General features: G+C 65.4%; 11 protein-coding genes. 5 read left to right on the forward strand and 6 right to left on the reverse strand.

Features of this window, described 5'->3' with window-relative positions; genetic code table 11:
• Positions 1-31: 31 nt before the first annotated feature.
• Together greA and carB are read right to left on the reverse strand one after the other, a co-directional pair.
• On the reverse strand, positions 32-508 hold the full coding sequence (gene greA / locus ACO06X_RS04850; RefSeq protein WP_421838848.1) for a transcription elongation factor GreA: 477 nt from the start codon (positions 506-508) through the stop codon (positions 32-34).
• 109 nt (positions 509-617) lie between these two features.
• Complete coding sequence (gene carB, locus ACO06X_RS04855; protein WP_421838849.1) at positions 618-3977, reverse strand: carbamoyl-phosphate synthase large subunit; 3360 nt, start codon at positions 3975-3977, stop codon at positions 618-620.
• A gap of 66 nt (positions 3978-4043) precedes the next feature.
• On the opposite strand from carB, the gene ACO06X_RS04860 reads away from it, so the two are divergent.
• The gene (locus tag ACO06X_RS04860) at positions 4044-4403 is read left to right on the forward strand and encodes an endonuclease domain-containing protein (RefSeq protein WP_298174490.1); all 360 of its coding nucleotides are present in this window, start codon (positions 4044-4046) and stop codon (positions 4401-4403) included.
• Between the two features lie 140 nt (positions 4404-4543).
• On the opposite strand, the gene carA is transcribed toward ACO06X_RS04860, so the two are convergent.
• The gene (gene carA / locus ACO06X_RS04865; protein WP_421838850.1) at positions 4544-5725 is read right to left on the reverse strand and encodes a glutamine-hydrolyzing carbamoyl-phosphate synthase small subunit; all 1182 of its coding nucleotides are present in this window, start codon (positions 5723-5725) and stop codon (positions 4544-4546) included.
• A 162-nt stretch (positions 5726-5887) separates the two neighbouring features.
• On the opposite strand from carA, the gene ACO06X_RS04870 reads away from it, so the two are divergent.
• The 4 genes from ACO06X_RS04870 (at position 5888) to ACO06X_RS04885 (ending at position 11094) form a co-directional block, all read left to right on the forward strand.
• Positions 5888-6343: a GatB/YqeY domain-containing protein gene (locus ACO06X_RS04870; RefSeq protein WP_421838851.1), complete on the forward strand. Its 456-nt coding sequence runs from the start codon at positions 5888-5890 to the stop codon at positions 6341-6343.
• Positions 6344-6350: 7 nt separating this feature from the next.
• A complete protein-coding gene (gene dnaG, locus ACO06X_RS04875) occupies positions 6351-8222 on the forward strand; it encodes a DNA primase (protein ID WP_421838852.1) in 1872 nt (623 codons plus the stop codon).
• 45 nt (positions 8223-8267) lie between these two features.
• The gene (rpoD, locus tag ACO06X_RS04880; protein ID WP_421838853.1) at positions 8268-10280 is read left to right on the forward strand and encodes an RNA polymerase sigma factor RpoD; all 2013 of its coding nucleotides are present in this window, start codon (positions 8268-8270) and stop codon (positions 10278-10280) included.
• A 169-nt stretch (positions 10281-10449) separates the two neighbouring features.
• Entirely contained in the window at positions 10450-11094 is a 645-nt protein-coding gene (locus tag ACO06X_RS04885) for a transposase (RefSeq protein ID WP_421838854.1), read from the forward strand.
• A gap of 447 nt (positions 11095-11541) precedes the next feature.
• On the opposite strand, the gene ACO06X_RS04890 is transcribed toward ACO06X_RS04885, so the two are convergent.
• The 3 genes from ACO06X_RS04890 to ACO06X_RS04900 form a co-directional block, all read right to left on the reverse strand.
• On the reverse strand, positions 11542-11997 hold the full coding sequence (locus tag ACO06X_RS04890) for a DUF3237 domain-containing protein (protein WP_421838855.1): 456 nt from the start codon (positions 11995-11997) through the stop codon (positions 11542-11544).
• Positions 11994-13289 (reverse strand): flavin-dependent oxidoreductase, encoded by a 1296-nt coding sequence (locus ACO06X_RS04895; protein WP_421838856.1) that lies wholly within the window; start codon positions 13287-13289, stop codon positions 11994-11996. Before ACO06X_RS04895 ends, ACO06X_RS04890 begins: the two co-directional genes overlap by 4 nt.
• Positions 13290-13354: 65 nt before the next feature.
• Positions 13355-15040, reverse strand: a complete 1686-nt coding sequence (locus ACO06X_RS04900; RefSeq protein WP_421838857.1) for a M20/M25/M40 family metallo-hydrolase — start codon at positions 15038-15040, stop codon at positions 13355-13357.
• Positions 15041-15103: the final 63 nt, after the last annotated feature.

Below are 15103 nucleotides of genomic sequence, written 5' to 3' on the forward strand. Positions count from 1 at the left end.
CGCTTTGTTCAGATCAGTCCGCAAAGACCGATCAGATAAACTCGATCTTCTCGACGACGTAGAACCGGTCGCCCGAAGGCACCGTCACTTCGATCTCGTCCTCGACCCGGCGGCCGATCAGCGCGCGGCCCAGCGGCGAGTTGTAGCTGATCCGGCCGACCTTGGCGTCCGCCTCGGCCTGGCCCACGATCTGGTAGCGCACCGGCTTGTCCGCATCGTCGAGCAGCGTGACGGTCGCGCCGAACACGATGCGATCACCGGAAAGCGTCGTCGGATCGATGATCTGCGCGCGGCTGATCTTGTCTTCAAGATCGCTGATCCCGGCCTCGACCTGGCCCTGTCGCTCTTTCGCGGCATGGTATTCGGCATTTTCGGAAAGATCGCCGTGCGCGCGGGCTTCCTCGATCGCATCGACGATCAGGGGACGCTCTTCGCGCAGCGCCTTCAGCTCCGCCGTCAGCTTCGCATAGCCTTCAGCCAGCATCGGCAGCTTCTCAACACTTGCCATCCCTAATCCTTTACCCTTTCAATCCCTTGCCACGCCGGACAAGAGGAAAACCGTTCCACCCCAGCCAGCACTATGCCGAACCGGGCCCCAATCGCCGCGTTAATGGGGATCATGTGGAGGGCTGATAATAATCCTGCAAGGAGCGTACCGCAAGTTCGGCGCTGCGCAGAGCCTCGATTGCACCCGCCGCCGCGACAGATGCCGCCGCCGTGGTGAAATAAGGCACCTTGCCATAGAGCGCGCTGCCCCGGATCGATTGCGAATCCTTGTGGCTCTGCCAGCCTTCGGTGGTGTTGAAGATCAGCGCGATCTCGCCATCGATGATCCGGTCGACGATATGCGGCCGCCCTTCGGCCACCTTGTTGACCCGCTCGACCTTCACGCCCGCTGCGGTCAGGAACGTCGCCGTCCCGCCCGTCGCCACGATGCGGAAGCCGAGCGCATCGAGCTTCTGCACTGCGGGCAGGATCACCGGCTTGTCGCTGTCCTTCACGGACACGAACACCGTCCCCGTCTGCGGCAGCACCATCCCCGCGCCCAGCTGCGCCTTGGCAAAGGCCACGGCGAAGCCGCTATCGATGCCCATGACTTCGCCGGTCGATTTCATCTCGGGCGAAAGCACCGGATCGACACCCGGGAAGCGCGCAAACGGGAACACCGCTTCCTTGACCGCCATGTAAGGCACATCGCGCTTGATCGGTGGCAGGTTCCTGATCTTCTCGCCCGCCATGATCCGCGCGGCATACTTGGCTATCGGCTGGCCGATGGCCTTGGCGACGAACGGCACCGTGCGGCTGGCGCGCGGGTTCACCTCGATGAGGTAAACCTCCCCGTCCTTCACCGCGAACTGGATATTCATCAAGCCGCGCACGCTCAGCGCCTTGGCCAGCAACACGGCCTGCCGTTCCATCTCGGCAATGATTTCGTCCGGCAGGCTATAGGGCGGCAGGGTGCAGGCGCTGTCGCCCGAATGGATGCCGGCTTCCTCGATATGCTGCATCACGCCCGCAACAACCACGTCGTCGCCATCGGCCAGCGCATCGACATCGCATTCGATCGCATCGCGCAGATACTGGTCGATCAGCACCGGGCTATCGCCCGAAACCTTCACCGCGGTCGCGATATAGTCATCAAGCTGCGCCTGGCTGTCGACGATCTCCATCGCGCGCCCGCCGAGCACATACGAAGGCCGGATCAGCACCGGGTAGCCGATGCGCGTCGCCACCGCGACCGCCTCGTCGCGGCTGCGGGCCATGCCGCCCAGCGGCTGGCGCAGGCCGAGCTTTTCGACGAGGTGATTGAACCGCTCGCGGTCCTCGGCCAGATCGATGGCATCGGGCGAAGTGCCGAGGATCGGAATGCCCGCATCCTCCAGCGCCTGCGCCAGCTTCAATGGCGTCTGCCCGCCGAACTGCACGATCACGCCCACCAGCGTGCCGTTGGCCTTCTCCGCCTCCAGCACTTCGAGCACGTCCTCGGCCGTCAGCGGCTCGAAATAGAGCCGGTCCGAAGTGTCGTAGTCGGTCGAGACGGTCTCGGGGTTGCAGTTGATCATGATCGTCTCGAAGCCGGCCCCGGCCTCGCCGCTCGCCGGGTCCGTATCGCCCAGCGCGAAGCAGGCGTGGCAGCAGCAATAGTCGAACTCGATCCCCTGCCCGATCCGGTTCGGCCCGCCGCCCAGGATCACGATTTTCTTGCGGTCCGTCGGCGCAGATTCGCATTCAGGCGCGCCGAACAGGCCGCTTTCATACGTCGAGTACATGTAAGGCGTCACCGCCTCGAACTCGGCCGCGCAGCTGTCGATCCGCTTGAACACCGGGCGCACGCCCAGCTTGTGGCGAAGCGCGCGCACTTCTTCCTCGCTCGTCGCCCCCGCCATCGCGTTCAGCACGTCGTGGATCAGGCCCGAGCGGCGCGCTGTCGTCTCCGCCATGCCGCCCGCCACGCCGACCGACCGCACCGCCAGAGTGGCCAGCCGCTTGTCGGAAAAGCCCATCGACTTCAGGCGCCGAAGGCCCGCCGCGTCAATCGGGAGCCCCTCCACGTTGATGCGCTTCTCCTCGGCAATGATCGCCTCGATCTGACGCAGGAACCACGGCTCGTACTTGGTGACGGCGTGGATCTCGTCGACGCTCAGCCCCTCGCGGAAGGCCTGCCCGATCACGAGCAGCCGCTCCGGCGTCGCCCGGCTCAGCGCAGCCACGATCTGGTCGCGCGTCGCGCCTTCCAGTTCGACCACGCGGTTGAACCCGTCGAGCCCGGTTTCAAGCCCGCGCAGGGCCTTCTGCATCGATTCCTGGAAATTCCGGCCAATCGCCATGACTTCGCCGACGGACTTCATCGCCGTGCCGAGCAGCGGCTCGGCGCCCTTGAATTTCTCGAAGGCAAAGCGCGGGATCTTCGTCACGACATAGTCCAGCGTCGGCTCGAACGCCGCCGGGGTCGCGCCGGTGATGTCGTTCATGATCTCGTCGAGCGTGTAGCCCACCGCCAGCTTGGCCGCGACCTTCGCAATCGGGAAGCCGGTCGCCTTCGAAGCGAGCGCAGAAGAGCGCGAAACGCGCGGGTTCATCTCGATCACGATCAAGCGCCCGTCCTTCGGGTTGACCGCGAACTGCACGTTGGAACCGCCTGTTTCGACGCCGATTTCCCGCAAGACCGCGATCGATGCATTGCGCATGATCTGGTATTCCTTGTCGGTCAGCGTCAGCGCCGGGGCGACCGTGATCGAATCGCCGGTGTGGACGCCCATCGGATCGACGTTTTCGATCGAGCAGATGATGATGCAGTTGTCCTTGCGGTCGCGAACGACCTCCATCTCGTACTCTTTCCAGCCGAGCAGCGATTCCTCGATCAGCACCTCGGTGGTCGGCGAAGCTTCCAGCCCGCCGCGCACGATCTTGACGAATTCGTCCTTGTTGTAGGCAATCCCGCCGCCGGTGCCGCCCATCGTGAAGCTGGGCCGGATGATCGAGGGCAGCCCGGTGCGCTCCAGCACGGCGAGCGCTTCGTCCACCGTATGCGCGATGCCGGAACGAGCGGATTCCAGCCCGATCTTGTCCATCGCATCGCGGAACTTCATGCGGTCCTCGGCCTTGTCGATGGCCTCGGCATCCGCGCCGATCATGATGCAGCCGTACTTCTCCAGCGTACCGTCGTTCGCCAGCGCCAGCGCCGTGTTGAGCGCGGTCTGCCCACCCATCGTCGGCAGCACCGCATCGGGGCGCTCCTTGGCGATGATCTTGGCCACGATCTCGGGCGTGATCGGCTCGACATAGGTCGCGTCCGCCATGTCCGGATCGGTCATGATCGTGGCGGGGTTCGAATTGACGAGGACCACGCGGTAGCCCTCCTCCTTCAACGCCTTGACCGCCTGCGTGCCCGAATAATCGAACTCGCAAGCCTGGCCGATGACGATCGGCCCGGCGCCGATGATCAGGATCGAGGAGATGTCAGTGCGTTTGGGCATGGACCGGCCTTAGTGTACTAAAGCCCTCCCCCGGTCGGGGGAGGGTTGGGTGGGGGTGCACGACGCATGAGCGAAAAACGCCTGACGCCGGTGGCGCGCAAACTGCGCAAAGATCCTACGGAAGCGGAAAAACGGCTTTGGTCGCGGGTGAGAGGCGAACAACTTGGCGCGCGCTTCACCCGGCAATATCCCATCGGCAATGCTATCGTCGATTTTGCGTGCCGCAGTTTGCGCCTCGCCATCGAACTCGACGGAGGACAACACGCCGATAGCGAGGCTGATGCGGCGCGTACGCGCCTGATCGAAGCCCAAGGCTACCGCGTGATCCGCTTCTGGAACAACGATGTCCTCGCCAACACAGACGGCGTTCTGACGGTGATCGCGCAGGAACTCGCGCTCGCCCGAAACCGCAGCGATCCCTTCTAGCGCCGAGCACCCCCACCCAGCCTCCCCCGACCGGGGGAGGGGCAGGCTGCGCGATGCGACATTGCGGTGCTCAACCGAAAAAGCCCTCCCCCGCTCGGGGGAGGGTTGGGTGGGGGTAACCGGGTTATCCGAAAGCCAAGTCACCCCAGCATCCCCACAAACTTCTCGAACAGATAGAAGCTGTCCTGCGGCCCCGGGCTCGCCTCGGGGTGATACTGCACCCCGAACGCCTTCTTGCCGACAATCGAAATCCCGCAATTCGAACCATCGAACAGCGAGACATGCGTCTCCTCCACGCCCTCGGGCAGCGACGCATTGTCGACCGCGAAGCCGTGGTTCATCGAGGTGATCTCGACCACGCCGTCGGCATGGCGCTTCACTGGGTGGTTTGCGCCGCGATGGCCCTGGTGCATCTTGATCGTGCGTGCGCCCGCCGCGAGGCCGAGCATCTGGTGGCCAAGGCAGATGCCGAACACCGGAATATCGCGCTCCAGCAGCCCCTGGATCACCGGCACCGCGTAAGCCCCCGTCGCAGCCGGATCGCCCGGCCCGTTGGAAAGGAACACGCCCGCCGGGTTCAGCGTCAGAACCGTCTCCAGCGAAGTCTCAGCCGGCACCACCGTCACCTGCGCGCCGGCCCGCACCAGATTGCGGAAGATATTGTCCTTCGCGCCATAATCGATCGCCACGACATGCGGGCGCGGATCGTGCGGCGAGCGGGCATAGCCCTTCCCCAGATGCCAGATGCCGCCTTCCCACTCGTCCTGCTCCTCGCGGCTCACCACGCGGGCAAGGTCCATGCCTTCAAGGCCGGGCCAGGCCTGCGCCTCGGCGAGCAGCGCCGGAATATCAAAATCGCCATCGGGATCATGCGCGATCACCGCATTGGGCGCGCCGCCGAGGCGGATGCGCCGTGTCAGCGCGCGGGTGTCGATGCCCGAAAGCCCGATCTTGCCGCGCGCCGCCAGCCATGCCTGCAAGGGCTCCACGCTGCGGAAGTTGGCCGGATCGGTCACATCCTCGCGCACCACGAGGCCGATGGCGCCCATAACGCTTCCGGGCACATCGTGGCTTTCCATGTCTTCGGGATTGGTGCCGACATTGCCGATATGCGGGAAGGTGAAGGTCACCACCTGTCCGGCGTAGGACGGGTCCGTCAGCACTTCCTGATAGCCCGTCATTGCGGTGTTGAAGCACACCTCGCCCACCGCGGTGCCGACCGCACCAAAGCCGCGACCCCAGGCCACCGAACCATCGGCGAGGACGAGAACGCCCGTGGCTCCAGCTGGTTTTGGCGCGTGCGTGTAGGCGGGGTCGGCCATTGTAGGGGGCGCTCCGTGGGCATGGTTCTGGCGATGTCGCTAAGGCTCGGTCGCTAGGCCCCTCGTCCCTTGCCGTCAACCTAGCGAAGGCAGAAAGTTTCGCCTAAGTCACAGGGTCTCGCGCCGTGTGACGGCGCTCAATCCACAGGAATACGTACTCTCATGATCCGCGATACGATCAAGGCCGCCCAGATCAGTGCCATGAAAGCAGGCGACAAAGCCCGCCTCGCCGCCGTCCGCCTCATCCTTGCCAAGCTGAAGGACAAGGACATCGAGCTGCGCACCGCATCCAGCACGCCCGATGACGATGTGCTGGTGGTCGACGTCCTCCAGAAGATGGCCAAGCAGCGCCGCGAATCGATCACGCTCTATCTGGAAGGCGGCCGCCAGGAGCTCGCCGATATCGAGCAGGCCGAACTGGCAGTGATCGAGGAATTCCTCCCCGCCCAGCTCGGCGATGACGAGGTGAAGGCCGCTATCGAGGCGATCAAGGCCGAACTCGGCGCAACTTCGATGAAGGACATGGGCAAAGTCGTCGCCGCCCTCAAAGCCCGCCACGGCAGCCAGCTCGACATGGGCAAGGCGAGCGGCCTGGTGAAGGCGGCGCTGGCGGGCTGAGGGACGCATGTCCCTAACCCCCCAATGGCTCGATGAACTGCGCACCCGCGTCTCGCTCTCCGCGCTGATCGGGCGGAGTGTGCGCGTCCAGAAGGCAGGGCGCGAGTTCAAGGCCTGCTGCCCATTCCACAACGAAAAGACGCCCAGCTTCACGATCAACGACGAGAAGGGCTTTTACCACTGCTTCGGCTGCGGCGCGCATGGCGATGCCATCCGCTGGATGACCGACCATCAGGGCCTGCCCTTCCTCGACGCGGTGAAGGAACTTGCCGCAAGCGCGGGCATGGAAGTCCCCGCGCCCGATCCGCGCGCCGCAAAGCGAGCTGAGGAGCAGAAGTCGCTCCACGATGTGATGGCCGCTGCGCAGGCGTTTTTCATGGCCAGCCTCGCGGAGGATCAGGGCGCACAGGCCCGCGCCTATCTCGCCTCGCGCGGGTTTCCGGCCCAGATCGTCAAGGAGTTCGGTTTCGGCTACGCGCCCGATAGCCGCACCGCGCTGAAGGAGGCGCTCTCCCAGTTCCCCGAAGCCATGCTGATCGAGGCCGGCCTCCGGATCGTTGTCGAAGGCCGCGATCCCTACGACCGGTTTCGCGGCCGGCTCATGCTCCCCATCTGCGATCCGCGCGGCCGCGTGATCGCCTTCGGTGGCCGCATCCTCGACAAGACGAAAACCGACGCCCCCAAGTATCTCAACTCCCCGGATACCCCGCTCTTCGACAAGGGCCGCACGGTTTACAACCTCCACCGCGCCTCTCCGGCCAGCCGCCAGTCAGGCCGCGTCGTCGTGGTCGAGGGCTATATGGACGTCGTGGCGCTGGCAGCGGCGGGCATAGGCGAGGCGGTTGCCCCGCTCGGCACGGCGCTCACCGAAGACCAGATCGAGCGGCTCTGGCGCATGACCGAATGCCCGGTGCTGTGCTTCGATGGCGACGCCGCCGGCCAGCGTGCCGCCGCGCGCGCGATCGTCCGCGCTCTGCCGCTGCTGCGCCCCGGCCATTCGCTCCGGATCGCGGTGCTTCCCGCCGGGCTCGATCCCGATGACCTCATCAAGCAGCGCGGGGCCCCTGCGATGGAAGAGGTCCTCGCCGCCGCGCGCCCGATGGTCGAAGTGCTCTGGGATATCGAGCGCCAGGCCGGCCCCTTCGCCACGCCGGAGGACAAGGCCGGGCTCAAGGCCCGCCTGATGGCGCATGTCGAGACGATTGGCGATGGCGATATCAAGGGACTTTATCGCCGCGATCTGCTCGACCGCTTCGGCGCGCTCGCCTACCCCCAGCGCGAGCGGCCCCCATTCCAACCTGCGCAGCGCAGCCCCGGCTCCGGCCGGAAAGGCCCGTGGAAGCCCGCGCCGCCGCCGCTTTCGGCCGCCGTCACCGCGCGGATGCAGTCCGTGGGCGAAGGCCGACCCTTGCTCGCGGCGGTCCTCACCGGCCTGATCGATCAGCCGCAGCAGATCGCGCGCCACGCAGAAACGCTCGCCCGGCTCGAGGTCGCCGATCCCGGCCTTGCCGCGCTGCTCGATGTGCTGATCGATATGGTCCACAGCGGTGCCCAAAGTCCTGGGCAGCCGCTTGAAAGCAGCAATGTTCTTACCATATTGGCAAGACGGGGCCTCCGGGCACCGCTGGCGGACGATTACGCCGGAATGCGATTCGGTTTTCTGGACGGCAAGGCACCCGATGCGGCGGAGGAACTCGCCGAAGCGGTCGATCTGCTGGTCGGATTGCCGGCCGTCGAAGCCGCGCTGGCAGAGGCCACGCGCAGGCATGAGGCGGAGTTTTCCGACGAAACATTCGCCGAACAGCAACGTTTGCTGCAACGAAGGCTGGCGCTGCTGGCCCGGTTGGGGCAAATGGGCCGCACCCGCGCCGGGATGTAACAGGGGAGTTGCAGTCCGCGCGCGCACAGATGGTACCGGGAATAGATGGCTTCCAACGATACGACTGACACCGGCGACGCTCCGCTGATCGATCTCAACGATGCTTCCATCCGGAAGCTGATCGCCCGCGCCAAGCGGCGCGGGATCATCACGGTAGACGAACTCAACGAGGCCCTGCCGCAGGACCAGATGTCTGCCGACCAGATCGAGGACATCATGGCCGCGATCTCGGAGATGGGCGTGAACATCGTCGAGAGCGACGAGGACGCGGTCGATCCCGAGGACAAGGCCGCCGAGGACGACGCCGACGAGGCCGAACAGGTCGACGAGCGCCCGGACCTTGTCTCGAAGCGCAAGGAAACCATCGAACGTACCGATGATCCGGTGCGCATGTACTTGCGCGAAATGGGCGCAGTCGAGCTCTTGAGCCGCGAGGGCGAAATCGCCATCGCCAAGCGCATCGAGGCCGGCCGCGACACCATGATCCTGGGCCTGTGCGAAAGCCCGATCACCTTCCACGCGATCATCCAGTGGTCCGAGGCGCTCAACGCGGGCGAAATGCAGCTGCGCGAGATCCTCGATCTCGACGCGATGCTCTCCAAGGAGCCGCAGCCCGAGAACCTCTCCGAAGACGGCGAGGAAACCGGTGACGGCGAGATCAGCGAAGCCACGGCCGGCCCCTCCTTCAAGGAAGAAGAGGACGTCGAGGAGGAGGAATCCGCCGAAGACGAGGACGACGAGCTCACCGAACGCCGCGCCAAGCGCCCGGCCGAGGAAGAGGAAGAGGACAACACCCTCAGCCTCGCGCAGATGGAAGCGCAGCTCAAGCCCGAAGCGCTCGAGAAGTTCGCTCACATCACCAGCCTGTTCCGTACCTTCGAAACGGTGCAGGCACAGCGGCTGAACGCGCTCGGTGCCGGGCTCGATTTCCCCGCCGCCAAGGAACTTCAGTACCAGCAGCTGCGCGAGGATCTCACCGCGCAAGTCGAAAGCGTGCAGTTCCACGCGACCAAGATCGAATATCTGGTCGACAACCTCTACGCCTTCAACCGCCGCCTTACCACGCTCGGCGGCCAGATGCTGCGTCTGGCCGAGCGCCACAAGGTGCCGCGCAAGGACTTCCTCGATCAGTACGTCGGGCGCGAGCTCGATGAAGGCTGGCTGCAGGCACTTGCGACCCGCGACAAGAAGTGGGCCGCCTTCGCGCTGAACGAAGCCGATCCGGTCGAGCGCATCCGCGCCGAGATCGCCGATATCGCAGCCGCCACCGGCATGTCGCTCGGTGAGTTCCGCCGCATCGTCAACATGGTCCAGAAGGGCGAGCGCGAGGCGCGCATTGCCAAGAAGGAAATGGTCGAGGCCAACCTGCGCCTCGTGATCTCGATCGCCAAGAAGTACACCAATCGCGGGCTGCAGTTCCTGGATCTCATTCAGGAAGGCAACATCGGCCTGATGAAGGCGGTCGACAAGTTCGAGTACCGCCGCGGCTACAAGTTCAGCACGTATGCCACGTGGTGGATTCGGCAGGCGATCACGCGCTCGATTGCCGATCAGGCGCGCACGATCCGCATCCCGGTCCACATGATCGAGACGATCAACAAGCTGGTGCGCACCAGCCGCCAGTTCCTGCACGAGCAGGGCCGCGAACCGACGCCGGAAGAGATGGCCGAGCGCCTGTCGATGCCGCTCGAAAAGGTCCGCAAGGTGATGAAGATCGCCAAGGAGCCGATCTCCCTCGAAACGCCGATCGGCGACGAGGAAGACAGCCACCTCGGCGATTTCATCGAGGACAAGAACGCGGTGATCCCGGTGGACGCGGCGATTCAGGCCAACCTCAAGGAAACCGTCACCCGCGTCCTCGCCAGCCTCACCCCGCGCGAGGAACGCGTGCTGCGCATGCGCTTCGGCATCGGCATGAACACTGATCACACGCTGGAAGAAGTCGGCCAGCAATTCTCGGTGACCCGCGAACGCATCCGCCAGATCGAAGCCAAGGCGCTGCGCAAGCTGAAGCACCCGAGCCGGTCACGGAAGATGCGTTCGTTCCTGGATCAATAAATAGGGACAGTCCCTATTTACGAATTGGGGCTCCGCTGCGGCGGGGCCCTTTTCGTTTGCAACGCAAGCGCCACACACTCCGCCCAAAAATAGGGACAGTCCCCATTTATATTGCGCTGGCCGACAAGACTGAATAAATGGGGACTGTCCCTATTTTTGAGGTAGCGCAATGCCGCGTGCCGCGAGACTCGTCGTTCCCGATTGCCCTCACCATGTGATCCAGCGCGGGAATCGCCAGCAGCCTGTCTTTTTCTCCGATCACGACCGGCGGCGCTATCTGGCACTTCTGGCAAAGAACTGCACTGACCATTCGGTGCGCTGCCTCGCATGGTGCCTCATGAGCAACCACGTTCACCTCGTGCTCGTGCCGCCGTCCGCTGATGCCCTGCGTGCTGTGCTTTCCCGCACGCACACCAGCTATGCCCAGCGGATAAACTTGCGCGAAGGTGTCTCGGGCCACCTCTTCCAGGGACGCTATGCGAGTTACCCGATGGACGCTGCGCACCTCGCCATTGCCGTCCGCTATATCGAGAACAATCCGGTCAAGGCCGGGCTCGTAGGCAGCGCAGAACAATGGCCATGGTCGAGCGCCAGAGCTCACATCAGCGGCGCGCCCGATGGGCTGACCGATCTGGAGCAAGAATTCCCGGTCACCAACTGGCGCGCCTATCTGGAGGATGGCGTCGAAGCAAGCGAGCGCGACGACGAACTCGAAGCGGCTATGCGATCCGGCCGTCCGCTTGGCAGGATTGAAGTGCCGGGAGGTCCGGTAACTGAACCAAGACCGCGAGGCCGCCCTCGGCTCAATAAATAGGGACTGTCCCTATTTATTGAGCCGTTATGACAAGGCGGCGTCAATTTCTGTATAAGCGCTCGGATTCAGTGCCCGTTGCTCTACGACATGCGCCGCATTGCGATGGGCAAATGCCTCGACCTCGTCCAACGTGTCTGGGTAGGCTTCTGGCAAGCTCCAGAAGAGAAATCCTCGGCGGACGAGTGCCTCGACCTTTCGCCACTGCTTCACATCAGTGGTCTTGGGTGGCTTGAATTTGCGCGTGAGGCCGACGCTGGGGCCGCCGCAGTTCGGGCAAGGAAGCACTGCTCGCGTGCGGCTGGCGCGCTTGAAGCTCTTTCGGCAGCCAAAACAAGCATAAGGATGCGGTGCCCCGGACTGGTAGGGTGAAGCTTTTTGAGCTGGGGGCACGGATTGGTCGGGTCTCATTCCAAAGAATTAATGCCAAAAGCGCGATCCTGCCAATCCTCACCCCACCCGCCAAACCGCCAGCCGCACCGTATTTCCCACCTTGCCGCCATCTGCGACATAGATCGAGCGCGCCACCCACGCGTAGTCCGGATGCCCGCAGTCGAGCCGGATCGCGGTGCGCATGTAGTATTCCGAAGGCGGCACCGCCTCCCCCGCCACAATCCGCGCCGCGACTTCGGCGGAGGCATGGCGGATGCCCTGGCTCACCACTTCGATCACCGCGCCGTCGTCCGTCTCTATCGCATAGCGCGCGTCAAGCTGTGCCACGCCGCCCGCCTGCACTGTCTGCCAGTCCGCGCCCACGTTGAGGATGCGCCCGTTGATCCGCTCGCCGCGCGCCGTTCCGCCGACAATCGGAATAATCCGACGCGTGCCCGTCAGTGCCGCACCCATTTCGTGCGGAGCCGAAAGTTCGACCACCAGATCGCAGACATGTTCCAGCGCAATCGTCATGCCCCAATTTCTCCCAGCACCCTCGCCCCAGCCGGGATCGTCGGCGGCGCGGCATTGAGCTGCTCTTTCGCGAAGCCCGCCGCCTTCTGATAAGCCAGCATGAACGCCGCGCGCTCCTCGGCCGGGATCACCGCGTCGATATCGTCAAACTGCCCGCCGCAGCGCTCGTCTACCATGTTGAGCAGGCCAAACGGCCCCGCCCCCCGGTTGCGCATCGCCACCGCGCCGATGGGGCCGCACAGCTCGGCATCGAACGCCGCCAGCGTCCCCGAGTTCACCCCCTGCTGCGTCATGATCCGCCCCAGCACGCGCGCATCGATGATCGCCTGCGAGGCGCCGTTGGAACCCGTCGGATACATCGGATGCGCCGCATCGCCGATCAGCAGGACCGGCCCGTCCACCCATGTCGGCAGCGGATCGCGGTCGATCATCGGGTTTTCATAGGCCACGTCTGACCCGGCCAGCAGCGCCGGCAGATCGAGCCAGTCGTAGACAAAGCCCTCGAACTCATGCGCAAACTCGGCAAGCGGCACCGGCCGGAACCAGCCCGATTGCGTCCAGTCATGGCTCGCATCAAAGGTCTGCTCGGCGATCCAGTTGATGTCCGCCATGCCCTCCGCATCCGGGTGCGAGATCGGATAGAGCACCACGCGGTGCCGGCTCGTGCCCAGCCCCACGAACGAGGAGCCACTGCGGATCGGTACCCCGCGCGCCGTGCCGCGCCACATGATCGTGCCGCCCCAGTGGATCGGAGGCTGATCGGGATGCATCTGCGCCCGAATCGCCGAATGGATGCCGTCCGCGCCAATTAGCAGCGCGCCGCCGAACTCCGCGCGCCCGCCATCCGCCCGCTCGACCAGTGCCGTCACGCCGCCATCGGCGTCCTTGCGGTATCCCGAAACCCGGCACCCCAGCCGCACCGCATCCGGCCCCAGCCGCTCCAGCACCGTGCGGTAGAGCAGCATATGAAACTGCCCGCGATGCACCGCATACTGGTGCCAGCGATAGCCCGCGAGCTTGCCACGCGGCTCGGCATAGATGTCCTTGCCGTTAAGCCCGACCAGCGCCCATTCGCGCGCCGGGATACCGACCGCATCGAGCTCGGCCTCGCCGATGCCAAGGTCTTCCAGTTCACGCACGGCATTGGGCTGCAGGTTGATCCCCACCCCCAACGGCCTCAGTTCGCGCACGCTTTCGAACACCGTACAGCGCACGCCGATCTGGTGCAGCGTCAGCGCCAGCACCAGCCCGCCGATCCCCCCGCCCGCGATCAAGACCTCGTTCTGGGCCATCCACCCCCCCGAATGTTATGTTTCATAGCGGCGCTACAGGCTGGGCTTCGGCGTTGCAACGGCTCTCACTTGTCCGCGCTGTAGGCCGGAACGGTATCCGCCAGCGGATCGAGCCGCACTGTCAACGCCGTCCCCAGCGCCGCCACCAGCAGCACCGCCGCCACCATCCGCGCGGTCCGCGCGCTGAGGCCCTCCCACAGCGGCAGCACAGCCAGCACCGCGAGCGCTAGCGGCAGCGCGGCCGCCATCGGCAGGCTCGGGCCCACGCCCTGCATCACGAAATGGCCCATCGAGATCATGTAGCCGATCACCGGCACGCCCAACGCCAGCGTGATCAGACGCCCGCCCGCACTCTCGCCAGCCGCCATGGCCAGCGCCGCCAGCATGACCGGCAGCACCACGATGTAGCCCGCCGTCGGTGCCAGCGCTTGCAGCACCAGTCCCAGCAGGAAGAGCGGCAGCGCCGCGCCCACCAGCCCCGCCGGCTTGGCCTTCCATGCCCCCAGCGCCAGCAGGAACGCTGCCATTCCGCCACACAGTGCCATCACTTCCAACCGCGGGATCGCCGCCAGCCGGTCATAGTAATTTACCTTGTCCGGCCCGATCGAAAGCGCGTTCACCGCCCAAAGCATCACCCCGGCGAGCCCGATCAGCGCCAGCATCCGCGCAGCACCCGCCAAGCCATCCCTCCAGCCGCCGCCACGCCGCGCGGCAAGGCCGAGGCACACGGCCCCCACCGCCAGCATCGCCCAGCCCACCCAAGGCGGATAGACCACCAGCGCAAAGCCTAGCGCATCGAAGAACACCACGTCCGGCGCCCTGCCCGGCAGCGGTTCCGCCACCAGCAGCGCGCGCGTCAGATCGAGCACTTGCGCGCCCATATCCTGCAGCGCCCCCTGATCGAGCGCATCGGGGGTCGCCTTGGGCGAGTGGTAGAGCTGCGGACGCCCGATGAACGCGAAGTTGTAGCCCGTCCAAGGCCCGCCGCGCGTCTCGGTGAGGTCGGTATCGTTGGGCAGCACCTTGTAGATGAATACCGCGAGGCTGGAGCCGCCGGGCCGCGCGATCGCGCCTGCCGCCCGCGCAATCGCCGCGCCATTGTCCGCCGAGGTCTCGAACAGCGTCGTCCGCCCTCCGCCGCCGCGCGCCTCCACATTGATCACCGCGCCGATATGCGCGCGCAAGGGATCGGCGGTAAAGAAGTGCCGCGCCCCATCGAGCCCCAGTTCCTCGCCATCGGTGATGAGGACGATGAGGTCACGCGCAGGCTGCCCACCGGCCCTCACCGCCCGGACTGTCTCCAGCAGCGACGCAATGCCTGCGGTATCATCCGCCGCCCCCGGCGATCCGCCCACGGTATCGTGGTGCGCCATCAACAACACGGCGGGCAAGCTGCGGTCCTTGCCCGGCAGCACGCCGATCACGTTGGTGAGCGTAGGTGCGGGATCAGGCTTGCCGCTCCACCACGCCAGCCGCTTGGCGCTCTCCGGCGGTGCGGTGAACGGCGTCTCGTGCACAGCCATCCCCATTGCCGCCATCCGCCCCGCGATATGCGCGCGCACGGCTGCGTTCTCGGGCGAGGCGGCAAGGTGCGGCCGCGCCGCGATCGTGCGGACATCCGCCATCGCGCGACCGGCAGAAAAGACCTGCGGCGGCGCATCAGCCCCCACCGGCGCAGGCGGGGTCGTCGCGCGAATACCCAGCAAAATGCCCAGCACTAGCGCCGCCAGCAGGATCAGCCGTTTGCTCATGTTTTCTCCCTATCGTGTGCAACCAAGCCTGATCGAAAGGTTTGCGCAAGATGCATATCCCCC

The organism is Novosphingobium sp. (genome assembly GCF_965229225.1).
GTDB lineage: Bacteria > Pseudomonadota > Alphaproteobacteria > Sphingomonadales > Sphingomonadaceae > Novosphingobium.

What these genes read in the sequence shown, in the direction of transcription:
- greA (WP_421838848.1), bottom strand. Translation starts at nt 508, where the DNA reads ATGGCAAGTGTTGAGAAGCTGCCGATGCTGGCTGAAGGCTATGCGAAG.
- carB (WP_421838849.1), bottom strand. Translation starts at nt 3,977, where the DNA reads ATGCCCAAACGCACTGACATCTCCTCGATCCTGATCATCGGCGCCGGG.
- ACO06X_RS04860 (WP_298174490.1), top strand. Translation starts at nt 4,044, where the DNA reads ATGAGCGAAAAACGCCTGACGCCGGTGGCGCGCAAACTGCGCAAAGAT.
- carA (WP_421838850.1), bottom strand. Translation starts at nt 5,725, where the DNA reads ATGGCCGACCCCGCCTACACGCACGCGCCAAAACCAGCTGGAGCCACG.
- ACO06X_RS04870 (WP_421838851.1), top strand. Translation starts at nt 5,888, where the DNA reads ATGATCCGCGATACGATCAAGGCCGCCCAGATCAGTGCCATGAAAGCA.
- dnaG (WP_421838852.1), top strand. Translation starts at nt 6,351, where the DNA reads ATGTCCCTAACCCCCCAATGGCTCGATGAACTGCGCACCCGCGTCTCG.
- rpoD (WP_421838853.1), top strand. Translation starts at nt 8,268, where the DNA reads ATGGCTTCCAACGATACGACTGACACCGGCGACGCTCCGCTGATCGAT.
- ACO06X_RS04885 (WP_421838854.1), top strand. Translation starts at nt 10,450, where the DNA reads ATGCCGCGTGCCGCGAGACTCGTCGTTCCCGATTGCCCTCACCATGTG.
- ACO06X_RS04890 (WP_421838855.1), bottom strand. Translation starts at nt 11,997, where the DNA reads ATGACGATTGCGCTGGAACATGTCTGCGATCTGGTGGTCGAACTTTCG.
- ACO06X_RS04895 (WP_421838856.1), bottom strand. Translation starts at nt 13,289, where the DNA reads ATGGCCCAGAACGAGGTCTTGATCGCGGGCGGGGGGATCGGCGGGCTG.
- ACO06X_RS04900 (WP_421838857.1), bottom strand. Translation starts at nt 15,040, where the DNA reads ATGAGCAAACGGCTGATCCTGCTGGCGGCGCTAGTGCTGGGCATTTTG.